Source organism: Alteraurantiacibacter aestuarii (assembly GCF_039523595.1).
GTDB classification, from domain to species: domain Bacteria; phylum Pseudomonadota; class Alphaproteobacteria; order Sphingomonadales; family Sphingomonadaceae; genus Alteraurantiacibacter; species Alteraurantiacibacter aestuarii.
Genome location: NZ_BAAAFP010000003.1, coordinates 203938 through 227070, shown reverse-complemented (window position 1 = coordinate 227070; position 23133 = coordinate 203938). Strand labels below are relative to the sequence as shown.

21 protein-coding genes are annotated in these 23133 nt (G+C 63.3%); 11 read left to right on the top strand and 10 right to left on the bottom strand.

The window, feature by feature from the left end; all coding sequences use genetic code 11:
- Positions 1-17: 17 nt before the first annotated feature.
- Both ABDZ98_RS14415 and ABDZ98_RS14410 read right to left on the bottom strand, forming a co-directional pair.
- On the bottom strand, positions 18-1013 hold the full coding sequence (locus ABDZ98_RS14415) for a cysteine synthase A (RefSeq protein WP_160591549.1): 996 nt from the start codon (positions 1011-1013) through the stop codon (positions 18-20).
- A 74-nt stretch (positions 1014-1087) separates the two neighbouring features.
- The gene (locus ABDZ98_RS14410) at positions 1088-1405 is read right to left on the bottom strand and encodes a 2Fe-2S iron-sulfur cluster-binding protein (RefSeq protein ID WP_160591547.1); all 318 of its coding nucleotides are present in this window, start codon (positions 1403-1405) and stop codon (positions 1088-1090) included.
- Positions 1406-1478: 73 nt separating this feature from the next.
- Between ABDZ98_RS14410 and ABDZ98_RS14405 the strand changes: the two genes are divergently transcribed.
- Together ABDZ98_RS14405 and ABDZ98_RS14400 are read left to right on the top strand one after the other, a co-directional pair.
- A complete protein-coding gene (locus ABDZ98_RS14405; protein ID WP_160591545.1) occupies positions 1479-2096 on the top strand; it encodes a DNA-3-methyladenine glycosylase family protein in 618 nt (205 codons plus the stop codon).
- Between the two features lie 81 nt (positions 2097-2177).
- The gene (locus ABDZ98_RS14400) at positions 2178-4145 is read left to right on the top strand and encodes a S9 family peptidase (protein WP_160591543.1); all 1968 of its coding nucleotides are present in this window, start codon (positions 2178-2180) and stop codon (positions 4143-4145) included.
- Between the two features lie 49 nt (positions 4146-4194).
- Here the strand turns inward: ABDZ98_RS14400 and ABDZ98_RS14395 are convergent, their stop codons facing one another.
- Positions 4195-5124 (bottom strand): fructose bisphosphate aldolase, encoded by a 930-nt coding sequence (locus tag ABDZ98_RS14395; protein WP_160591779.1) that lies wholly within the window; start codon positions 5122-5124, stop codon positions 4195-4197.
- Positions 5125-5290: 166 nt separating this feature from the next.
- On the opposite strand from ABDZ98_RS14395, the gene ABDZ98_RS14390 reads away from it, so the two are divergent.
- Positions 5291-6223 carry a 1-phosphofructokinase family hexose kinase gene (locus ABDZ98_RS14390; protein ID WP_160591541.1) on the top strand — a complete coding sequence of 311 codons (933 nt, stop codon included), beginning with the start codon at positions 5291-5293 and terminating at the stop codon, positions 6221-6223.
- Between the two features lie 84 nt (positions 6224-6307).
- Here ABDZ98_RS14390 and ABDZ98_RS14385 read toward each other — a convergent pair whose 3' ends face one another.
- Positions 6308-6595 carry a 4a-hydroxytetrahydrobiopterin dehydratase gene (locus ABDZ98_RS14385; protein WP_160591539.1) on the bottom strand — a complete coding sequence of 96 codons (288 nt, stop codon included), beginning with the start codon at positions 6593-6595 and terminating at the stop codon, positions 6308-6310.
- 64 nt (positions 6596-6659) lie between these two features.
- Between ABDZ98_RS14385 and ccmA the strand changes: the two genes are divergently transcribed.
- Together ccmA and ABDZ98_RS14375 are read left to right on the top strand one after the other, a co-directional pair.
- Positions 6660-7235 (top strand): heme ABC exporter ATP-binding protein CcmA, encoded by a 576-nt coding sequence (gene ccmA, locus ABDZ98_RS14380; RefSeq protein ID WP_160591537.1) that lies wholly within the window; start codon positions 6660-6662, stop codon positions 7233-7235.
- Positions 7232-7891 (top strand): heme exporter protein CcmB, encoded by a 660-nt coding sequence (locus tag ABDZ98_RS14375; protein WP_160591535.1) that lies wholly within the window; start codon positions 7232-7234, stop codon positions 7889-7891. Before ccmA ends, ABDZ98_RS14375 begins: the two co-directional genes overlap by 4 nt.
- Positions 7892-7908: 17 nt before the next feature.
- Here ABDZ98_RS14375 and ABDZ98_RS14370 read toward each other — a convergent pair whose 3' ends face one another.
- The 3 genes from ABDZ98_RS14370 to ABDZ98_RS14360 form a co-directional block, all read right to left on the bottom strand.
- Positions 7909-8280, bottom strand: a complete 372-nt coding sequence (locus tag ABDZ98_RS14370) for a hypothetical protein (RefSeq protein WP_160591533.1) — start codon at positions 8278-8280, stop codon at positions 7909-7911.
- Positions 8281-8402: 122 nt separating this feature from the next.
- Positions 8403-9227, bottom strand: a complete 825-nt coding sequence (map, locus tag ABDZ98_RS14365) for a type I methionyl aminopeptidase (protein WP_160591531.1) — start codon at positions 9225-9227, stop codon at positions 8403-8405.
- Positions 9228-9252: 25 nt separating this feature from the next.
- Positions 9253-10047: a DUF4163 domain-containing protein gene (locus ABDZ98_RS14360; RefSeq protein WP_160591529.1), complete on the bottom strand. Its 795-nt coding sequence runs from the start codon at positions 10045-10047 to the stop codon at positions 9253-9255.
- 83 nt (positions 10048-10130) lie between these two features.
- Here ABDZ98_RS14360 and ABDZ98_RS14355 point away from each other — a divergent pair, with 83 nt between their 5' ends.
- The 6 genes from ABDZ98_RS14355 (at position 10131) to ABDZ98_RS14330 (ending at position 15802) form a co-directional block, all read left to right on the top strand.
- On the top strand, positions 10131-11525 hold the full coding sequence (locus tag ABDZ98_RS14355; protein WP_160591527.1) for a leucyl aminopeptidase family protein: 1395 nt from the start codon (positions 10131-10133) through the stop codon (positions 11523-11525).
- 56 nt (positions 11526-11581) lie between these two features.
- On the top strand, positions 11582-11980 hold the full coding sequence (locus ABDZ98_RS14350; protein ID WP_237437489.1) for a hypothetical protein: 399 nt from the start codon (positions 11582-11584) through the stop codon (positions 11978-11980).
- Positions 11980-12906, top strand: coding sequence for an N-acetyl-gamma-glutamyl-phosphate reductase (argC, locus tag ABDZ98_RS14345; protein ID WP_160591525.1), 927 nt, complete (start codon positions 11980-11982; stop codon positions 12904-12906). The genes ABDZ98_RS14350 and argC overlap by 1 nt, the downstream gene beginning before the upstream one ends.
- 254 nt (positions 12907-13160) lie before the next feature.
- Positions 13161-13499, top strand: coding sequence for a P-II family nitrogen regulator (locus ABDZ98_RS14340; protein ID WP_160591523.1), 339 nt, complete (start codon positions 13161-13163; stop codon positions 13497-13499).
- Between the two features lie 116 nt (positions 13500-13615).
- On the top strand, positions 13616-15025 hold the full coding sequence (gene glnA, locus ABDZ98_RS14335) for a type I glutamate--ammonia ligase (protein ID WP_160591521.1): 1410 nt from the start codon (positions 13616-13618) through the stop codon (positions 15023-15025).
- A 159-nt stretch (positions 15026-15184) separates the two neighbouring features.
- Positions 15185-15802: a lysozyme gene (locus ABDZ98_RS14330; RefSeq protein WP_160591519.1), complete on the top strand. Its 618-nt coding sequence runs from the start codon at positions 15185-15187 to the stop codon at positions 15800-15802.
- A gap of 18 nt (positions 15803-15820) precedes the next feature.
- Here ABDZ98_RS14330 and ABDZ98_RS14325 read toward each other — a convergent pair whose 3' ends face one another.
- From ABDZ98_RS14325 to ABDZ98_RS14315, 3 genes are all read right to left on the bottom strand, one after another.
- Positions 15821-20014 (bottom strand): translocation/assembly module TamB domain-containing protein, encoded by a 4194-nt coding sequence (locus ABDZ98_RS14325; RefSeq protein WP_160591517.1) that lies wholly within the window; start codon positions 20012-20014, stop codon positions 15821-15823.
- Positions 20014-20868 (bottom strand): autotransporter assembly complex protein TamA, encoded by an 855-nt coding sequence (locus ABDZ98_RS14995; RefSeq protein ID WP_419866769.1) that lies wholly within the window; start codon positions 20866-20868, stop codon positions 20014-20016. Before ABDZ98_RS14995 ends, ABDZ98_RS14325 begins: the two co-directional genes overlap by 1 nt.
- 1303 nt (positions 20869-22171) lie before the next feature.
- Positions 22172-23023, bottom strand: coding sequence for an arginyltransferase (locus ABDZ98_RS14315; RefSeq protein ID WP_160591513.1), 852 nt, complete (start codon positions 23021-23023; stop codon positions 22172-22174).
- Between the last annotated feature and the right edge of the window lie 110 nt (positions 23024-23133).

Sequence of the window (23133 nt, the reverse complement as noted above, 5' to 3'; positions counted from 1 at the left end):
ACTCTAACGCTTCAAGATTAACGCAGCCAGTCGAAAACCGGCAGGTCCCTGGATCGCAGCCATTCGGCATTGTACAGGCTGGACAGATAGCGGAAGCCGGTGTCGCACAGGATCGTGGCGACGCGGCTACGCGGCCCCAGCTGCTTGCCCAGCGCAACCGCGCCCGCCACATTGATGCCCGACGACAGGCCCAGGCACAGGCCTTCATCGCGCAGCAGGCGGGCGACCCATTCAAGGCCTTCCTCGTCCGAAATGCGGAACTGCGTATCGATCGGTGCGCCTTCCAGATTGGCGGTGATGCGGCCCTGCCCGATACCTTCGGCAACAGAGGACCCTTCGGCCTTCAGCTCGCCATTGGCGTAGTAATTATACAGCGCGGCGCCGAATGGATCGGTCAGCGCGATCTGCACGTTCTCGTCAAAGGCCTTCAGCCCCATGCCCACGCCCGCCAGAGTGCCGCCAGTGCCCACGGCGCAGGTGAAGCCGTCAATCCGGCCTTCCAGCTGCTCCCAGATTTCCGGAGCGGTGCTTTCGATATGCGCGCGGCGGTTGGCGACATTGTCGAACTGGTTGGCCCAGATCGCGCCATCGGTCTCCTCGGCAATGCGGCGCGAGGTGTGGACGAAGTGATTGGGGTCGGAAAACTTGGTTGGCGGAACCAGCACCAGCTCGGCGCCCAGCGCCCGCAGCGTATCCATCTTTTCCTTGGACTGGTTGTCCGGCATCACGATCACGGTCTTATAGCCAAGCGCATTGGCCACCAGCGCAATGCCGATACCGGTGTTGCCCGCTGTGCCTTCCACCACCGTGCCGCCGGGCAGCAGTTCCCCGCGCGCCTGGGCATCGCGGATGATCCACAGCGCCGCGCGATCCTTCACGCTGGCACCGGGATTGGCAAATTCACACTTGCCCCAGATCTCGCACCCGGCAGCCTCACTTGGTCCCTTGAGCAGGACAAGCGGAGTGTTGCCAATCAGGTCGAGGCTGTCAGTGCAGGGCGCAGGGCTGGTCATGACTATGAGCTAGGAGGTCAAAGCCCGTGACGCAATACAGCTGCGCTTGGGGCCTTGTTATCCGATCTTGCCGATCAGTCTTCCTTGGCGATGCGGACCTTCAGCCCGTCCAGATCATCGGTGAAGGGAATCTGGCATGACAGGCGAGAGAATTCATCGCGGTCATCGCTGGAATCGAGCAGGTCGTCCTCATCGGTGCTGAGCGCGGGCAGCTTGTCCTTGAAGGCGGGATCGACATGCACGTGGCAGGTCGCGCACGAACAGCAGCCGCCGCACAGCGCCAGCAATTCATCAAAGCCATTGTCACGAATGGCTTCCATCACGGTCAGGCCCGAAGCGGCTTCCACGGTTGATTCTTCACCTGCGCGATTGACGACGATCAGCTTTGGCATTGCGATAAAATTCCCTATTCCGGTGTCGCGCGGCTGCTAGGCAATCGCGGCAAATATGGCAAGTGGAGCGGATATGGGACTGAGCGCCGCGCAAATCAAAGACAGTCTGGATTATGTGGCGGCAACCCAGCCCGCCATCGCCCGCGCTCTGGCGCTGGCCGGATATCCCGAGCCGCGCATCAGGCCGCGCGGTTACAAGACCCTGCTACGCACCATCGTGGGCCAGCAGGTGTCCGTGGCAGCGGCCAGCAGCGTGTGGCGCAAGCTGGAGGCGGAACTGGGCGAGGAGATCGACCCGGCCCAATTGCTGGCACGCGATTTCGATACGCTGCGTGCATGCGGCCTGTCGCGCCAGAAGCAGGGCTATGCCCGTTCACTGTGCGAACTGGTGGCAGGCGAAGCGCTGGACCTGCACAATCTGCCCGGTGATGACGAGGCGGCAATTGCCGAGCTGACGCGGATCAAGGGGATCGGGCGCTGGTCGGCGGAAATCTATCTGCTGTTTGCCGAAGGGCGGCCCGATATCTGGCCTGCGGGAGACCTGGCGGTGATGGCCGGCATCGGCAAGATCTTGGGGCTGGAGCAGCGCCCGGACGAAAAGGCCACCCGCGCCCTGGCCGAAGACTGGCGGCCGCACCGCGGCGCCGTCGCCATTTTCACCTGGCATTGTTACGATAATCCGGCGCTTTGAGCGCCCGTCCGGCTCAACCGGCCCTTTCAATAGGGCGGCACGCTCCCTAACTGGTGGCGGGACCGAAAACCGGGAGAACATATGTCCAGTGCCACCACCGCCGCCGCCCGCGTGAAAGACATCGCGCTGATCAGCCGGGACGACCTGTTCGGCAATCCGGTCCGCTCTGGCGGCAAGATCAGTCCTGATGGCCAATGGCTCAGCTGGATGGCGCCGTGGGAAGACGTGATGAACGTGTGGCTGGCCCCCACATCCGATCCCGACAATGCCCGCCGCATGACCAGCGCCAAGGATCGCCCGATCCCGCAATATTTCTGGTCACCGGACAGCACCGCCCTGCTCTATGTCCGCGACAAGGAGGGGGATGAGAATTACCTGCTGTACAAGGTCGACGTGGCCAGCGGCGAAGACAGCTGCCTGACCCCGTTCGAAAATACCCGCATCCAGGTTGTCGGCGCGTCCGATACGATCAAGGACAAGATCCTGATTGGCCTGAACAACCGCGATCCGCGTTTCCACGATGTCCACCTGCTGAACGTGACCACTGGCGAGATGACGCTGGTACATGAAAACACCGAAGGCTGGGCCGGGTTCGAGGCGGATGACAGCCTGACCCTGCGCTGGGCCGTGCGGCAGAATGCCAGCGGCGGCACGGACATGCATGAGATTACAGACGGCGTGGTTGCCGAAACCCCGCGCGAGGTGATCGCCATGGACGATGCGCTGACCACCACCACGGCGGGCTACACCACCGATGGCAGCGTGCTCTACTGGATCGACAGCCGCGGCCGCAACACCGCCGCCCTGTTTGCCGAGGACACCGCCACGGGCGAGCGCACCTTGCTGGCAGAGCATGACAAGGCCGATCTTGGCGGCACCCTGCGCGATACCAAAACCGGCGTTGTGCAGGCCTATTCGGCCACTTACCTGCGCACCGAATGGACTTGCTTCGACAAGGGCATAGAAGCCTCGCTCGATTGGCTGCGGGAGCGGCTGAAGGGTGATTTCGGCGTCCAGTCGCGCACCGATGACGATCGCAAATGGCTGGTGTGGAACGATCCGCTGACCGGTCCGATCACGTCCTACCTGTATGACCGTGACGCCGATACGCTGACCACATTCTATGTCACCAAGCCTTCTCTGGAAGGTCAGCCCTTGCAGGCCATGCACCCGCGCGAAATCCCGGCGCGCGACGGCCTGACCCTGCCCTGCTACCTCACTCTGCCGCCAGCGGTGGACGTTGATGGCGACGGCATTCCGGACGCCCCCGTGCCACTGGTGCTGCTGGTCCACGGCGGGCCGTGGGCGCGCGACGGATACGGCTTCAACCGCACGCACCAATGGCTCGCCAATCGCGGCTACGGCGTGCTCAGCGTCAATTATCGCGGCTCCACCGGTTTTGGTAAGGACTTCGTCAATGCCGCCAATCTGCAATGGTCCAAGGCCATGCATGATGACCTGATCGATGCCGTCAACTGGGCTGTTGAGCAGGGCATTGCCGAGCAGGACAAGGTTGCCATCATGGGCGGATCATACGGCGGCTATGCCACGCTGGTGGGGCTGACCTACACGCCAGACGTGTTCGCCTGCGGGGTCGATATCGTCGGCCCGTCCAACCTCGAGACGCTGCTGGAAACCATCCCCCCTTACTGGGAACCGATGGTGAAGCAGTTCCATGAGCGCATGGGCAACCCGGAAACCGAGGAAGGCAAGCAGCTGCTGAAGGACTGCAGCCCGCTCTATCTGGCGGACAAGATCGTCAAACCGCTGCTGATCGGCCAGGGCGCCAATGATCCGCGCGTCAAGCAATCGGAGAGCGACCAGATCGTGACCGCCATGGAAAAGCACGGCATCCCCGTCACCTATGTGCTGTTCCCCGATGAAGGCCACGGCTTCCACCGCCCGGAAAACAACATCGCCTTCAACGCCATTGTCGAGGGATTCCTGGCAGGCTGCCTTGGCGGCAGGGCGGAGCCTGTGGGCGATACGCTGGCCAAATCCAACGCCCAGATTCCCACCGGCGCGGAGTTCGTGCAGGGCCTGGGCTGAGGCGCAGGTTTGGCAGCAGCCGGATACCAGCCGGGCCTGCTAGCCAGACCTACTCTGGCTGACCGGGCGAGGTCGCGATTTTTTGCATTGAAGCGCGAAAGATCGCGTCGATCGCCGCGGCCAGCGCCCGGTCGAATTCGTCATCGCTCATCCGTTCGTGCAGACCTTCAAGCAGGGCGCGGCTGAAGCTGGCGATCACGCCTTCGTTCCGGGCCAGTTCGCGGCACGCCTTTGATCGGGCATAGCCGCCCGATAGCGCAGCCACGCGGACCACGCGCGGATGGGCCACGATCGGGCGGTAGAGGTTGGCCTCCACCGGAATCGACAGCTTGAGCATGACGTCCATGCCTTCGGGCAAGCCATCGAGATGCCGCAACAGCGTATCGCGCAACATCGCCTCGCCCACGGCCCGGTCGAGCGCCCTGATATCGTATTCCGGTTCAAGGATCGGCATGAAGCCCGCGGCAAGAATGCGCTGGCCCACCGCGAACTGCTGGGCCACGATCTGCTCAATCCCGGCGCAGTTGGCAGACCTGATCACCGATCGCATCTTGGTGCCGAATATCCCCTTGTCCCTGGCGCGCAGCAGAAGCGCATCCAGATCTTCTATCGGCTTCATCAGTTGCACGCCCCCGCCCTCGGCCTCGTCCTCGTCCTCCAGACCCCTGTCGACCTTCAGGAACGGCACGATATTACGCTCGATCAGCACCTGCGGCACCGGCTTTCCATCCACCTCGCCGTCCATGGTCTTTTCGAACAGGATCGCGCCGATAATCTTGTCACCGGTAAAGGCGGGCGAGGTGATTATGCGCGTGCGCATGGCGTGAATCAGGGCGAACATCTCATCTTCGCCCTGCCATCTGCCGTCGGCGATGCCATAGTCGCGCAGGGTGCGCGGGGTCGATCCGCCCGACTGGTCGAGTGCCGCGATGAACCCTGTACCAGAGCGTATCCTTGCGGCCATTTCCCGGCCATTCATGGCAATCTCCATCAGCATGGTTTGCAGCGCGAAGTGCACGGCAAGGTGAACCGGCAGCGCCGCGCAAGCTGTTTTGTCACCTCAGGGCCGCGCGCATCATAAGGAGGGTTCCGTATATGACCTCTCCGCCCGCCCCCGCATTTCGGGTGCTGGAGAACGATTGCCCATGTTGGACATTGCCACGCTTACCATGAACCCCACGATCGACGTGGCCTGCTCTGTCGAGCGCCTCCAGCATTCGCACAAGATGCGCGCGGGGGAGCAAAGCTGCGATCCCGGCGGTGGCGGCATCAACGTGGCGCGGGTGTTCGTGCGGCTGGGCGGCAATGCGCGCTGCTATTATCTTTCCGGCGGGGCAACCGGGATTGCGCTGGATGGACTGCTGGACCTGCACCAACTGGTGCGCACGCGGATACCCATTGCCGGGCAGACCCGGGTCAGCACGGCGGTTCTCGAACGCGAAAGCGGGCATGAATACCAGTTCGTGCCTGCCGGTCCGCAGGTCTCGCCGCAGGAGTGGCAGGAATGTCTGGATCAGCTGGCACAGGCAAAGACCGGCTTTCTGATCGCCAGCGGATCGCTGCCGCGCGGCGTGCCGGATGATTTCTATGCCCGGGTCTGTGCCATCGCCCGGCAGCGCGGCATGCGCTTCGTGCTCGATACATCGGGCGCGGCGCTGAGGGCCGGGATGGATGCAGGCGGGGTCTTTCTGGCCAAGCCGAGCATTGGCGAGTTTCGGACGCTGGTTGGCGCAGACCTGCCCGATGAAAAGGCGGTTGGCGATGCCGCAATGGCCGTTGTCGAGCGCGGCGGGGCCGAATATCTCGCCGTGACGATGGGCGATCAGGGGGCCTTGCTGGCATCCCGTTCAGGTGTCGTGAAAGTTCCCGGCATTGCGGTGGTGGCGCGCAGTTCCGTGGGTGCGGGCGACAGCTTTCTGGCGGCCATGGTCCATGCCCTGGCGATGGGCCGTGAGCCGGAACAGGCCTTGCGCTTCGGGATCGCCGCCGGTGCCGCGGCGGTGCTGACGCCCGGTACGGACCTGTGCCGCGTGGCGGATATCCAGCGGCTTTACGAACAGTCGGCTGCGGCCACATAAGATATCGGGTGAGGCCGGACCGCGTGGCTCAGTGCCCGATCCTTGTGCGAAAGCGGGCATGGGTGATCGGATGCACAGCCTGCATCACAGCGTGTCCACCGCCTCCGCCAGCTTCACATCCCTGCCTGACAATCCGCCCGCATCATGCGTGGTTAGCGTGATCGACACGCGGTTATAGACGTTGGACCATTCGGGATGGTGATCCTGCGCCTCCGCCAGCAACGCCACGCGGCTCATGAAACCCCATGCCTCGCTGAAATTGCGGAACCTGAAATCGCGCGTGATGGCCAAACCGTCTGTGCGCAGGGACCACTGCGGCAGAGCGGCCAGCGCCGCGTCCCGTTCGGCTGGTGTCAGCTGCGCAATTGCCATCGCATCACTCCCTTGCTTGTCGCGTGCTTGTAGCTGGGGCCACTCTGCACTAACGCACCATCCCATGGAAGCCTGCCGACTGACAGCCACCCAACTGGCCTGCCGCCGCGGCGAGCGTTTGCTGTTTGCCGGCCTCTCGCTTGATCTGGAAGGCGGACAGGCGCTGCAAATTGCCGGGCCCAACGGGATGGGCAAATCCAGCCTGATCCGCATATTGGCCGGGCTGATGCGTCCGCTGGATGGCCATGTTGAGCGCACAGGCGGCACCGGCCTGCTGGATGAAAAACCCGTGCTGGATGAACACCAGCCGCTGGGCCGGGCACTCGATTTCTGGAGCAGGCTGGATGGCCAGTGCGCCGCGCTGGAACGGTTGGGGCTTGATGATCTGCTGGATGTGCCGGTGCGCTATCTGTCCACCGGTCAACGCAAGCGCGCGGCCATGGCGCGGCTGATCGGCCAGCAGGCACCGATCTGGCTGCTGGACGAACCCCTGAACGGTCTCGACCGAGAAGCGGTGGCGATGGCAGAGGGGCTGGTGGCAGACCACCTCAAGGCTGGCGGGCTGGCGCTGATTGCCAGCCACCAGCCGTTTGATCTGCCCGGCCTTGCCACGCTTTCTCTGGCGCAGTTCACGCCGTGAAGGGTTTTGGCTCGCTCCTGCTGCGCGATCTGGCGCGCTTCACGCCCGGCACGCGCGGCGGCGGCACGTTGCTGCCGCTGTTGTTCTTCCTGGCCGTGGCGATGCTTTACCCCTTTGCCATCGGACCCAATCCGGTGTTGCTGGCACAGACCGGCGGCGGGGTGATCTGGGTTGCCGCGCTGCTCGCCGCGATCCTGCCGCTCGACCGGCTGCTGGCCCCCGATGTGGAGCAGGGTTTCTTCGATCAATGGGCCTTGCGCGGCATTGCAGAGGAAATGGTGGTGGCCGTGCGGCTGCTCGCCCACTGGCTCAGCTTTGGGCCGTTCCTGATGCTGGCCGCCGTGCCCGCCAGCGCGCTGGTGGGCATCGATGCGCAGACCTTGCGCCTGGTGGAAATCGGCCTGCTGGCCGGAACGCCGGGACTTGCCGCCATCGGCATCATCATCGCCTCCGTCACCGTGGGCTTGCGCGGAAGTGCGGCGCTTTCCGGCCTGCTGGTGATCCCCTTTGCCGTGCCGCTGCTGATCTTTGGTGCGGGCGCCTTGTCCACCGGCGGGTCTGGCGGACTGGCGCTGACCGGTGCGATCAGCCTGCTGCTGGTGGCGATTGCACCCTTTGCCGGCGGCGCTGCAATCAGGGCCGCGCGCGAGGGGTGACGCTGCCCCCCTGATCGCTACTGAATGGCCGGTTCGTAATCCGGGCTTTGCAGGGTCAGCATATAGGCGACCAGTTCCTCCACCTGCGGCACGTCGAGGTCGAAATCCATCTCCTCCGGGTAGTTGTGCGCATCGCGCAGCCAGCTGGTGAGCGTGGCATTGGTCAGCCCCGGACGGTTGACGATCAGCGGCCATTCGGGCGCTTCGGGATTGGGAGACAGCGCGTTGTTTTCCACCGCATGGCAGCCCCCGCACGCACCTTGCGCAAAGGCCAGCACACGGCCCTGTTCGGGCGCAGGAGCACTGGTGATGCTGGCAGAAGGTGCGCCCTGGCAGGCCGCAAGGCCAAGAGTGACAGCAATGGCTGCGGCGAGATGACGAACAGACATGCAGGCTCTCCTGGACAAAAGATCGAGTGGATCGCGGGCAGTCAGGCTTGCAGCCCCGGCGATCCTGAAATGCGATATGCCATCAGCCAATGCTCAACATTGCCCCTGATCAATATGCAGGATCAATAAGGCGGCTTGTCCTTGCCGGTCGGGCTGAGCGTGAAAATCTCATTCCCGTCTTCGGTAATAGCGATCGAATGTTCGAACTGCGCGGACAGGCTCTTGTCACGCGTCACCGCGGTCCAGCCATCGTTGAGCAGTTTCACATGCGGGCGGCCAAGGTTGATCATCGGTTCGATGGTCATGAACATGCCCGGCTTCAGCTCCGGCCCGGTACCGGCGCGGCCGGCATGGACCACTTCGGGTGCATCGTGGAACAGGCGGCCAAGGCCGTGGCCGCAAAATTCGCGCACCACGCCATAGCGGAAGCTTTCGGCATGCTGCTGGATCGCCGCACCGACATCGCCCAGACGCGCACCGGGCTTGGCCTTGTCGATCCCGATCATCAGGCACTCATAGGTCACATCGACCAGCCGCCGCGCCTTCAGCGGAACATCGCCCACCAGATACATGCGGCTGGTATCGCCGTGCCATCCATCCAGCAGCGGCGTGACATCGATATTCACGATGTCACCGTCCTTCAGCACCTTGTTGGACGGTATGCCGTGGCACACCACATGGTTGATGGAGATGCAGCAGCTGTGGGTATAACCGCGATAGCCAAGCGTTGCCGGCACCGCGCCGCCATCCAGCGTCATCTCCCGCACGAAGGCGTCGAGATCCTCTGTGGAGACACCGGGGACGACTTTTTCGGCCAGCGCATCAAGGATTTCGGCAGCCAGGCGGCCAGCCTTGCGCATCCCCGCAAAGCCATCCTCGCCGTGCAGTTTAATCGTGCCGTCACGATAGACGGACATGTCGGAAGTTACGTGCTGATATTCGACCATGTGCCGCATGTAGCGATTTTGTTGCCTAATTGCGAGTGGTGAAGGCGCTGCGATATTCATCGCGCAGCGCGGTCAGCAGCTTGTCGTCCACGTCGAAGGTGAATTCATACGATCCCTCGGCATAGGGACCCGCGACATAGGGGCCAATCTGCACGCCGACCCGGTCAAATGCGCGTCCCGATGCCGAACCGAACAGCACGGTGGTATCGCTCAGCGGCACGCAGACATCGAAAATGTCGCTGCTGCCTTCGGCAATCGGTTGACCCCGTCGCTCGGCCCGTTCCCGGTTGAGCTTTTCGCACAGCTTGCTGCCCAGCGCCGCCTCCAGCGCTTCGGGTGTGGTGAAGAAGGTCTCCGGCTCCAGCGCCGCAGCGCGTTCCTTGTCCCACACCAGCGCATCGAAGCCATAATTGCCATGCGCGCCGCCCGTATAGGAGGAGATCTTGGCGGACAGGCTCAGATAACGGGGCGTATCGGCCACCACCTGCCATTCCACTTCGGTGGAATATTTGTTGAACGGAAAGCCGTTATCGCGCGCATCCGCTCGCGCTTCGGCAGAATCGCCAACCATTGCATTGCGCAAGCGATCCAGCCGCCGGTCCAGCAGCGCGGCCAGTTCCTGAATATTGCCGGCCTCTGCGGGATAGGAATATTCGAGGCGGAAATCGTCGGTTTCCTCGGCCACCGTGCGGGCACCGTTGACCGGTGATTCGCTGGCAACGGCAGTGGCAGTGGCGCCCGGACTGGCGGTCGCGGTCGCAGCCGGATCCCCCGGTTGGGAGCCGTTTTCGCCTTCCTGCCCGCAGGAAACCAGCAGCATTCCAGCGGCCAGACCCAGACAAACTCTTAGCATAAATCTCGATTGCCTTTTCAAATCCGCACCGTGCGGGCAGATAGACGATTATGAGCATAAAAACCGATCTAATCCAGCCGGATCGCGGGCAGGACGCCATCGCCATCCATCTTGTCACCAAAGACGGCTTCGAAGCCTTCGCCCGCAAACTCAGCGGACCGCAGCGCGCGGCGCTGACTGCGCAGAGATTTACCGGCGGCGGATATGAAATGGCCATCGTGCCCGGCGGGACCAAGGATGGACCGGGCTGGTTCGTCGTGAGCGGCGTCGCCAATACCGAAGACCTGTCCAGCTGGTGCCTGGCCAAGCTGGCCGAACGCCTGCCCGCCGGGACATATCGCCGCGCCGATGGCGAACCTGGCCCTGCCCTGTTCGGCTGGCAGACCGCGCAATATGTGTTCGACCGCTACAAGAAGGACGAAAATGCCGAAGGGCCGCGCATCCTGCTGACCAGTGAAGTCGGCCGGATCGACGCGGTCACTGCCGAAGCGCAGGCCGCCGCCCTGGTGCAGGACATGGTCAACACACCGGCAGAGGACATGGGTCCAGCCGCGATCGAGGCCGAGGCAGAGAAACTGGCCAAGGCGCATGGCGCAAGGATTGACGTGGTGCGCGGCGATGCCCTGGCAACGGGTTTCCCCATGGTCCACGCCGTGGGCCGCGCCGCAGCGCGTGAGCATGCGCCGCGTCTGGTGGAGCTGAACTGGGGTGACGATGCACATCCGCGCGTGGCCATAATCGGCAAGGGCGTCAGCTTCGATACGGGCGGTCTCGACATCAAGTCTGCTGCCGGAATGCTGCTGATGAAGAAGGACATGGGCGGCGCTGCCCACGCGCTGGCGCTGGCTGGGCTGATCATGCAGGCGGGCCTGAAACTGCGCCTGCAATGCCTGGTGCCGACGGTGGAGAACGCCATTGCCGGCAATGCCTTCAGGCCCGGCGACGTGCTCACCAGCCGCAAGGGCCTGACGGTCGAAATTGGCAATACCGACGCCGAGGGACGGCTGATCCTGGGCGATGCGCTGACCTATGCCAGCGAGAGCGATCCGGCGCTGATCATCGATTTTGCCACGCTCACGGGCGCGGCGCGCGTTGCCGTGGGACCAGACCTCCCCGCCCTGTTCACCCGGCAGGACCAGACGGCGGACGAGCTGATCGCGGCAGGCCGTGCACATGATGATGCACCCTGGCGCCTGCCGATCCATTCTGCTTATGCGGAATGGCTACAATCCGACATTGCCGATACCAACAACACCCATTCCAACGGCTATGCCGGGGCCAGCGTGGCGGCCAGCTTCCTCGACAAGTTCGTGGGTGAAGGCATTGAATGGGCGCATTTTGATACCTTCGCCTGGCGCCCGGCGGCCAAGCCGGGGCGGCCCAAGGGCGGTGCGGCACTGGGCCTGCGGGCGGCCTTCCACGCGCTGAAGGCCAGATATGGCTGACAAGGCGACAAGCGGTAAACTTGCCGATCCGGCAATGCGCGTCTAATCGCCTGCGGATGAATCCCGATGGTAACTCCCCGCAGCTGAAACAGGCCGGCGATGCTTCGATTGAAGCCACACCCACGCACAAGGATGCGCAGGGTCCCTATATCCTGTCCGGCCCGGTGGCGGAGCCTGACCTGCGCCGCGTGCCGCTGCGCGGTGACCTGGCGCATATCGGTCTGGCCGGACGTTATTTCGTGCCGCATTACGCCGTGCCGCAACCGCGCGCAATTTTGCCCGGCGGCGCTCCTCTGCATATCCGTCCCAAGGACGATTCGGAGGAGCTGTGCACGCTGATGGAAGGCGATTCCTTTGAACTGCTGGATATTACCGGCGGCTGGGCCTGGGGCTGCCTCTCGCTGGAAGGGCCGGTGGGCTATGTCCGGATTGAACGGCTGGAGCCGATTGGCTGATGGCGCTCACGGTATTCATTGACGGCGCAGCAGGCACCACCGGGCTGGAAATCGGCGACCGGCTGGCCGCGCGCGGCGAATTTGAAATGGTCGTGCTTGATGAGCAGCGGCGCAAGGATGCCGATGCCCGCCGGGAAGCGCTGAACGAGAGCGATTTTGCGATCCTGTGCCTGCCCGATGATGCCGCGCGCGAAGCTGTGGCGCTGATCGATCCCGCCAGCAAGGTGCGCGTCATCGATGCCTCCAGCGCCCATCGCACCGCCAGCGGATGGATCTACGGTTTTCCCGAAGTGGTCGGTCGGCCAGTGGTCGCAGGTGCCGACAGGATCAGCAATCCGGGCTGTTATTCAACCGGTTTCATCGCCCTGATGACACCGCTGATCAGGGACCGGATGCTGCCCCGCGAATGGGCTTATTCGGTCAATGCCGTCTCGGGATATTCGGGCGGTGGCAAGGCCCTGATTGGCCGTTTCGAGGATGATCGTGACATCGCCTGGCGCGGATATGGCCTGGCGCTTGGTCACAAGCATATTCCCGAAATGCAGCAGAGAGTGGGCCTGGCCCATCCGCCGGTCTTTTCGCCGGCGGTCATCCCGGCCCATCGCGGCATGGTGGTGGAAGTGCCATTGCCACTGGAAGCGATGCGCGCCGCTGCCCGGCCTGACGAGATGCGCGAGAAGCTGACCGCCTATTATGCCGATAGCCAGGTGGTGCGGGTTTCGCAGGACACACCGGAAGAATTGCTGCTGCGCGCGTCGGATCAACCCAGCGATGCGATGACGCTGTACGTGTTCAGCGATGCGGCGGGCAATCAGGCGCGTCTGATCGCGGTGCTGGATAATCTGGGCAAGGGAGCAAGCGGCGCTGCCGTGCAATCGCTCAACCTGATGTCCGGCTGTCCGGAGACCGCAGGATTGCGCCTCTGACGATATCCGTGCTCAAAATTTAAGCACGTCATTGCCTGAATATTGTGCAACTTTTGGATAGGCATGAAGCATTATTGTTTCAGGCCGCATTGCAGGAATGATCTTAATCTTGCGAATCCGCCCTTTCGCATCTGCACATGATTGTCTACCCCTTCACATCGTCCTTGGCATGATTCTTGAAACGCTATTTCAGGATTCGCCCCCGGGCATTGAATATCCGGTCAGGCCGCCGGGTAATGTAGAACAGGTATGACGTGAAAAAGATCGAAGCCATCATCAAGCCCTTCAAGCTGGACGAGGTGAAGGAGGCGCTGCACGAAGTGGGCGTATCCGGGATCACCGTAACCGAAGCCAAGGGCTTTGGCCGCCAGAAGGGCCATACGGAACTCTATCGCGGCGCAGAATATGTCGTCGATTTCCTGCCCAAGGTGAAGCTGGAAGTGGTCGTGCCCGACAGCATGGCCGATGCCGTGGTGGAAGCCGTGGCCGGCGCAGCCAAGACCGGCAGGATCGGTGATGGCAAGATATTCGTTTCCGATATCACCTCTGTCCTGCGCATCCGCACCGGTGAGCAGGACGAGTCTGCCATCTGAGGCGGACAGAGGGGGATTGGGCAGGCTGCTGCATGCCCATTGAATTTCGTGCCGGAACTCTCCGGCCACAACGCCAACCGACACAATAAGATCATACGATCAAGGAAGGAAAAAACATGTCGAGTGCATCCGATATCGTAAAACGGATCAAGGACGAGGAGATCGAGTGGGTCGATGTCCGCTTCACCGATCCCAAGGGCAAGTGGCAGCACCTGACCATGTGCGCCTCCGCCATTGACGAAGACGCGCTGGAAGAAGGCCTGATGTTCGATGGTTCGTCGATCGAAGGCTGGAAGGTCATCAACGAATCCGACATGATCCTGAAGCCTGACCTGGAAGCGGTCTATATCGATCCCTTCAGTGCCACGCCGATGATGATCATCTTCTGCGACATTGTGGAGCCTTCCACCGGTGAGCTGTATGCGCGTGATCCGCGTTCCACCGCCAAGCGTGCCGAAGACTTCCTCAAGACCACCGGCCTTGGCGATACCGTCTATGTCGGTCCGGAACCTGAATTCTTCATGTTCGACGATGTTCGCTTTGAAGACGGCTATGCCGGTTCGGGCTTCGTGATCGACGATATCGAACTGCCGACCAACACCGGCAAGGAATATGAAGGCGGCAACCTGGGTCACCGTCCGCGCGCCAAGGGTGGCTATTTCCCCGTGGCTCCGGTCGATCCGTGCACCGACATCCGCGCCGAAATGGTCGCCACGATGATGGAAATGGGCCTGCCCATGGACAAGCATCACCACGAAGTGGCCGCCGCACAGCACGAGCTGGGCATCACTTTCGGCACGCTGACCACCACCGCCGACCGCATCCAGATCTACAAGTATGTCGTGCAGAACGTCGCCAATGCCTATGGCAAGACGGCCACCTTCATGCCCAAGCCGATCCGTCAGGACAACGGTTCGGGCATGCACACGCATATGTCGATCTGGGATGGCAAGAAGAACACCTTCGCCGGCAACGGCTATGCCGGCCTGTCCGACAACTGCCTGTATTACATCGGCGGCGTGATCAAGCACGCCAAGGCCTGTAATGCTTTCACCAACCCGACGACCAACAGCTACAAGCGTCTGGTCCCGGGCTTTGAAGCACCTGTGCTGCTGGCCTATTCGGCCCGCAACCGCTCTGCTTCGTGCCGTATTCCTTACGGCGCGGGTGAAAAGGCCAAGCGCGTTGAGTTCCGCTTCCCCGATCCGCTCGCCAACCCGTACCTGTCTTGCGCAGCTCTGCTGATGGCCGGCATCGATGGTATCCAGAACAAGATCCATCCGGGCGAAGCCATGGACAAGAACCTGTACGATCTTCCGCCGGAAGAGCTGGCAGAGGTTCCCACGGTTTGCGGTTCCCTGCGCGAAGCACTGAATGCACTGGAAGCCGATCACGAATTCCTGTTGCAGGGCGGCGTGTTCACCAAGGACCAGATCGACGCTTACATGGAGCTGAAGTGGGAAGACGTCTATCGCTTCGAGCAGACGCCAAGCCCGGTCGAATACGACATGTACTACAGCTCGTAAGACAAGCTTATGTGCCATCGTTGCGTGTGATGCACGCGGCGATCACACGATTAACAGGGGAGGCGTCCGGGAAACCGGGCGCCTCTTTTTTGCGCTTTCCTACAGCGCCCGGTCCGGCCTAGCCCCTGCCCCGCGAATCCAACCGGCGAGGTGACAGACATGCTGCGCAAACCCGTTTTCGATACTCTGCGGCGGATGCTCGGGCGCGAGCTGCGCCATCAGGAGGTGCGCCAGACAGGCCGCACGGATGGCCGCGCGCACGATCAGACAGCTGATCCTGCGCTGGCCGATGAGGCCCCGTGCGAGGACTTGGCCCCGCGCCGCATCGGCCCGGCAGGAACCGAGCTGATCAGGCAGTTCGAAGGCTGCGCAAGAAGGCGCGCTGACGGCCTGATAGAGGCCTATCCCGATCCCGGTACAGGCGGCGATCCGTGGACCATCGGCTGGGGCGCAACCGGTCCCGGCATTGGCCCCGGCACCGTGTGGACGCGGGCAGAATGCGATGCGCGGCTGGACGCGGACCTGGCGCGTTACGGCGCCGAAGTTGCCTTTGCCATCGGCGATGCGCCCACCACGCAACTGCAATTCGATGCGCTGGTCAGCTTTCACTACAACACCGGCGCGATTGGCAAGGCCACGCTGACGCGCAAGCACGTGGCAGGCGACCATGCCGGGGCCGCGCGCGAGTTCGACCGCTGGTGCTATGCCGGCGGCCGGGTGATGAAAGGTCTGGTGCGGCGGCGCGAAGCCGAGAGCGCGCTCTACCGGCGCGGCTGAACGGGCATTGGGGCCGCGCTAGTAATCGCGGCTGAATTCCGCCGAAACACCGCCGCGACCGACCGTGCTGATCGAACCCAGAAGCGACAGCCAGCTGGTGATGCGGAATTCCAGCTCGGTCGCGTTATAGCCCTGCCCGTCGGTGATAATCTCCACATAGGCGCGGCGGGTGATGTTCTTGCCCAGCGCCACCGATGTGCCGCGATCGAGCGCGGGATCGGACGGGACGATGCGCAGGCGGTCCAGCCCGATGGCGGTGCGCAGCTGGTTGATCGGATCGATCCCGCCACCGCCGCGCAGGCTGGCAAGCGCCGCCCCCAGCTGCACCGCGTCGGTTGCCGAAAGATCGGTGATCGACCCGCCGAACAGCAGGCGCGCAAGCAATTCTTCTTCAGGCAGGGCGGGAACGGAATTGAAGGAGATTTCCGGTCGGCTGGCGCTGCCCTGCACCGTCACCGAGACATCAATGCCGTTGACATCGGTTTCCGCCAGCAGGTCCAGACGCGGATCGGGCGGCACGGTTTCATCAAAATCGATACGCCCACGAGTGATCTCGAAACGCACGCCGGCAAAGGAATAGAAGCCCTGCCGCGGCACGATGCGCGCCTCACCGCCGATGCGCGGATCGGATGTCGTCCCGCGCAGCAACAGGTCTCCGCGCCATTCACTCTCCAGCCCCATGCCATCGACCTTGATCCCGCGATTGGCGGTGGCATCGATCAGATAGCGCCACGGTCGCCCCTGCCGCGTTACCGGCGCCAGATCGGCGGGCTGGTTGATTTCCCTGATAGCGATGTCGGGCAGTTCCACCGCGGCTTCGGTGGTGCCCAACTGCCATTCGGCTTCATTCACCGTCAGCCTGCCGGCAATGGTCCCGCCCACTCCGCTGGAAACGATGCGCAGGGGGCCGGTCACGGTTGCACTGGTGCCCGGCAGGTCCAGGATACGGGCATTGCGCGCGGCGATGCGGATATCGATCTGCGGCCCGCGATCGCGGTTCATGCCCGCCAGGTCCACAAAGCCGCTGCCGCTGACGCGCCCGCCACCCGGCGCATTGCCGACAAAGCTGGTCAATTGCAGGCGCGAGCCATCGAACCTGCCACTGGCTGCAACCTGGGTGATATCCGTCCCCGTCAGCAGGCTCTGCACACGCAGATTATCGCCGTTCAGCGATCCGCGGACCTGCGGATTGCCCAGAGTGCCGCGCACATTGGCGGCCAGCTGGATCTCTCCGGTCACGTCCAGCAGGTCTATCGCCGCCAGCCTCCACAGCGCAGCAGACGGCCCGTCATACCGCAGCTGCGCAAACAGGTCTCCGGCATAGAGGCGCGGTATCAGCGAGCCGGTGGGTGACAGGCCGGAAATGCGCGCGGCAAGCGTGCCATGCGTGCCGCCATCATCATCCAGCACGGCGCGCGCCTGCAGGATGCCGGGCGAAAGGCTGATGACCGTGGCCAGGTTCATCGGGCGCGAGGTGAGCAGCAGGCCCGAGCGGGTCAGCCCTTCCACCATCAGCCGCGCCTGCCCCGTGGGCAATCCTCCTTCGCTGGAGCCGATATCAATCACGCCCGATACCGTGCCGCCAAGGCCAATATCGCCAGCCAGCACATCCACCAGCGACAGCGGCAGGTCAGACAGGCTCAAGCGGCCCTGCACGGGCTGATCGCCGCCAAAGCGCCCGCTCAGGATAGCAAAGCCATCGCCATAGCCCAGCTGGGTGCGCTGCAATTGCCATCCGCCATCGGCTGTGCGGTCCAGCACCGCGCGGCGCGGCATGGCGATGGCACGCCCGGCATGCGATCCGGTAGCGGCCAGCGTGATGCGATCAGGCGACATGGCACCGGTCAGCTGCAAATCGAAGCGCGTGCCGCGGGCACCGGTAATTGCGGCATCGAAATTGCCCGTCCCGTCGGCAAAATCGGCAGTCGCGCCCATTCGTCCGATAAACAGATTTCCATAGCCAACGCCGGTGGCGCTCATCGTGCCGTCAACCGCCAGGCCATTGTCGCCGTAAAGCCCGCGGGCTACCAGCGACATGCGCGCCAGCGTGAGCGGTGTCTCCCCGCCGAAGCGGGCGTTGCGCGCCTCCAGATCGATGTCGAAGCCCTGCCCGCCTGCCTGGGGAGCGAGCCGGACAACGCCATTCACCCCGCCGCGCGACATGTTCAATGTGCCCGCCACGCCGTCTTCAACCAGCGCCAGATTGCCGGTCACCCGGCTCTCCGCGATATCGAGGCGGGTGATCGCAATCGACACATCGCCATTGTCCGCCAGCGCGATGCCGATGGTGCCATCAAACGGGCCGAGCAGGGACGCGCCCGAAGTTTCCACCGCAAAGCCATCGTCAGATGGAGCCAGCGCAACATGCACGTCCTTCAGCCCGGCTGCGGGCAGCGGACTGGCCAGCACCAGTTGCGCGCGCGGACCATCGCCTGCCAGCACCGCATCAATCGTGAAGGGACCGTAATCGGCATGGGTGCCGCCGCCTGCCAGCGTGGTGGTATCCCCCGCCACACTGCCATCGACTGCCAGTTCCAGCTTGCTGCCGCTCACCTTCATGGCGTTGAACGAAATGGGCCGCCCCTCACCCAGTGAAACGCCGCCGTTGAAGCGGATATTGTCACCGGCGATATTGGCGATGGTGGGGTTGTCCACCCGGCCCAGCCCGCCCTGCAATTGCGCGGCCAGGCTCCACGGCGCATCGCCGCCAATGGCAAAGATGATCCGCGCCACCGCATCGACGCTGCCGATGCCGTCAAATTCCAGCCCGCGCGCATTGACCGGGCCGGTCAGCTGGAAGCGCCCGCTGGCAAGATCACCCGCAAGGCCCAGCTGCGCGGTCAGGCCGCGGAACACGATATCGAGGTCGTTCGAGGTGAGCCGGTTGTCCTGATAGACCAGCGTTCCGTCCAGCTTGCCGCTGAACAGGCGTGGATCGACCATGGCATTGCCGCTGACCACGCGGCCAACCTGCATATCCAGCGGAATGGCAATACGCGGCCCGTCAAAGCTCACTATGCCGCGCTGGACCACATCGCTGAATACGATATCGCCCGCTGCAATCCTACCGACGGAAAGTTCATGAGGGATGGCCAGTTCGCGGAACGGCCCGTCAAGCCGGGCGCGCAGCGATGCATCCTCCAGCGCGACACCCTCGCCGAAGAATGCCGGATCGAGCAGGACCGCTTCCAGCGCCAGATTGATGAAGCGGTTTTCGGCCAGGTCGATGGCGCCATTGCCATCCAGGTCCAGCGCCTTGCCGCGCACGGCAAACCCGCCTTGCAGCGTGCTGTCCTGCAACGTGCCCGATGCGGTGAAGGCCACGTCCTCGCCCAAGGCGCGGGCCAGCTGCCCTTCAACATAGGCACCGGGGTGGACATTGCCGACGAGCCGATATTGCCCGGCCTCATTGTAGATATCGAAATTGACCAGATCTGCGCCAGCCTGCCGGGCCAGCAACAGGCCTTCCCATGATGACCAGCTGCCATCGCCGTGCAGGTCTATGCTGAGGTCATCCTCGGCACCGACCATGGTGGCAAGGAAACCGCCTGCCGGGGCCTGCCAGTTGAGATCAAGGTCAAAGATGTTGTTGTCGGGCTCTGATTCGACCCGCAAGGTGAACTGATCGCCGCCGCCGAACTCTCCGCCCGCATCGGCGAATACGCGGCCATCGCGCAGGTCAATCGCGGCGTTGAAGCCGATCACTCGCTCTTCGCCCAGCAGCCCCTCGGCCACGGTCAGGTTGTCGATCACGAAATGATCCACGCGGATATCGAAATCGGGCAGCAGGGGCGCATCGGGATCGCCCGGAATCAGCTCCGGCGCGGCGTAAAGCGTGCCATCGCTGATCACCAGATGGCGGATATCCAGCCCACTGGTGAACCAGCGATAGGGCCGCCAGTTGAGGTCGACCTCGGGCACTTCAAGGAACAGCACGTCATTGGCATCGCGCAGCTGCACATCGTTGAAGGTGGCGCTCCACAGCACCGATCCTTCTATCGATCCCACTTCGACCGACAGGCCGGAGGCAGGCGCGAATTTGGCGATCTGGTCGATGATCAGCTGGCGCCCGGGCGGCGTGTGCAAGAAGACTATCAACCCCAGCAACAGCACCAGCAGGGCCAGCAGGCCACGGCCCGCCCAGCGCAGCATCGCCCGCCACAATGGCTTGCGGACTTCTGCCTCATCCCGGGTTGCGGTTGCCTCCGCCATCAAAACGCCTGACCCAGCGCCACGTAAACGGCCACCGGCGCATCATTGGGACCGGGGTTGAGCGGAGCGGCAATATCGATGCGGATCGGACCGAAGCTGGAATGGTAACGAAGACCGACACCGGCACCGAACTTGATGGCATCGAAGCCGGGGATCGGGTCCTGCCCCACGCTGCCCGCATCGATGAAGGGCACCACGCCCACGGCGCCGTCCATCAGGCCGGTGCGGATGCGTGCCTCAAGCGAAAATTCCACCAGCGAGCGTCCGCCCGTGGGATCGCCCAGCCCGTTGAGCGGCCCGATCTGGCGATAGCCGTAACCGCGCACCGATCCGCCGCCACCGGCATAGATGCGCCGCGAAGGCGCGATATCGTCCACCGATGCGCCCGGAATACTGGCCAGCCGAACGCGCCCTGCCAGCACGACATTTTCGGACATCTGCCGGTATGCCGAGGCATCGGCCTGGCTGCGCAGATAGAAACTCTGCGCGCCATTGTGATCGGACATTTCCGGCGACAGGCGCGCGCCCAGCCGATAGCCGCTGGTGGGATTGAGCAGGTCATCGCTGGTATCGATCTGTGCCGAAGCCGGCAGTGCAGCAATCAGATAGGTCTCCCGCGCACCGAAATTGCCCGCCGCATCAACTTCCCGCTCCTGCGTGGCGACCAGTTCCACCGCCCCAGACCAGCTGAAAGGCTTCTGGAACAACAAGGTGCTGACCCGTTCATACGTGCCGATCAGCGAGATGGTGCGCGCATCATAGGCATCATAGTCCAGCGTGCTGGCAAAGGCGTCCACGGTCAGAATCCGGTCGCGCCCGGGGAAATTGTTCTTGCGGAAAGTGACACCCGCCAGCTGTTCCTGCGTACCGGCAATGCCGCGCACGCGCAGCATGCCTTCGGGTGGGAACAGGTTGCGGTGTTCCCAGCTTGCCGCGACGCGCAGCCCCTCTTCCGTGCCATAGCCCACCGATCCGGCGACCGAGCGCAGGGGCGCTGGCACCAGGTCGACTGCCATATCCACCGTGCCCGGCTGGTCCGGGGTGGGCGCAAGCGTCTCCACCGGAGTTATGACTACCGATCCGGCCAGACCAGTGGCCAGAATCGCGCGGCGCAGGTCCAGTTCGTCACTGCGCTGGTAAATGTCGCCGGTATCAAAGCGGGCAATATCCTGCAAATGCCTGCCCGAGAGGAATTGCGGCAGATTGCTGGTCACCTGCCCGATCACATATTTTCCGCCGGGACGCACAGGCATCGTGACATCGCCCTCGCGCCGATCATGATCCACCAGCAATTCCGGCGCATCGATGGCCGCAAAGGGATAGCCGCTTTCGCCCAGCGCCGTGTCCAGATCATAGCGCTCGGTATCTATCGCATCGAGCGAGAGAGGATCACCGGAGAACACTTCATAGGCCGCGCGCAGGGCGTCATAATCGGCCCCGGTGGTGGCAAGATCGCCCAGATCGACCGCACCGACGGCAAACCGCCTGCCGGGCCGCACATCGAAACGCGCGACGGGCCGGTGATCGGCTTCGGGATCGCCCATATTCTGCACATCCACGCTGCGGATCACCTGGCCATCGAAATAGCCATAGGTGCGCAGCATGCGCAGCAGCAACTGCTCGTCCGATCGGGCCTGCGCGGCCAGCCGCCCGATGTTCTCACCCGAATCGAGTTCCTGCACCGCGGACAGCGACTTGAACCGGTCGAGGAATTCGTCGCGTTCAGGGAACAGCGAGGTGTCGGACGGGAACACCAGCACCAGTTCGCGTGACAGGCGCTCCTCACTGCCCGCAACGGGCTGGCCGATCACATCCTCGAAGGTGGCGAAATCGATTTGCTCGACGCTCTCCAGCGGGACCAGTTCGGGCAGGTCCATGTCCTGAGGCCGCTCAATCGTGAGCGCGGGCATATCCTCCATCGGCGAATCCGCATCGAGCAGGCTCGGCACTTCCTCGGGCACGGGAATGGCCGGATTGTCGCCCTGCTGCGCCCATGCTTCGGGATCGGCCACCGCCGCATCGGGGATCAGGTCTTCAAGGCTGGGCGGCGCGGATGTGTCCTGCGCCGCCAGCGGAACGGCGACGGATTGCATGGCCAGCGCAAGACCGCTCACCAGCGCCAGCGCACTGCGGTTCATGCCATTGCTCTGAGAAGGATCAGGCCAGCTTGTATTGATGGTGCCCGCCAGGCGTCCCATCCTTGCAGCCGCCGTCCACTGGCTGGGCATCCTGCCGGCTGGGGGCAGTGACGGCAGAAATAAGTCCGGCCTGCTCCTCATCGCCAAACCGGCTCCAGCCATCGGGACCGAGCTTTTCAAGCGGGCGATAGCGGACCTTATATTGCATGCGTGGCGAGCCATCGACCCAATATCCGAGATAGACATAGGGAAGGCCAGCCTCCGCAGAGCGGCGGATGTGGTCAAGAATGACGAAATTACCAAGCCCGCTTCGTGCCTCACAATCAGGATCATAGAAACTGTAGATCATCGACAGGCCATCTGCCTGACGATCGGTAAGGCATGCAGCAACCAGCCGACCCGGCCTGCCGTCCTCACCAGCTTCCCTGTATTCTATGACAAAGCTGGAAACCGAAGTGTGTTCCACCATATCGGCATAATCCACCTCGTCCATGGCGGCCATGCCGCCGCCCGGATGGCGGCTGGCGAGGTATTTCTGCAGCAATTCGAACTGTTCCGCCGTGGCCCAGGGGCGGCATTCCGAGGACATCAGGTCATCATTGCGGCGCAGGTTCTTGCGCTGGGTGGCGGACGGACGGAAGTCATGGGCAACCACGCGCACCGATATGCAGGCACGGCAATCCACGCAGGACGGGCGATAGGCCACCGTCTGGCTGCGGCGAAAACCGATCCGGCTCAGCGCATCATTCAACTGCTCCGAATGTGGTCCCTTCAGCTCGGTAAAGACCTTGCGCTCCGTCTTGCCCGGCAAATAGGGGCATGGCGCAGGGCTGGTCACGAAGAACCGGGGAAATCTTACGGGAGCCGTCACTTCAGGGGGCGGTCCTCTTGCCTTGGGTTAATCCTGCGATCCATGCCCACCGGTATGACCGGCGGATTCGTTGTGCGGAACAATCTTAACCATAATTTCGGCAGAAGGCA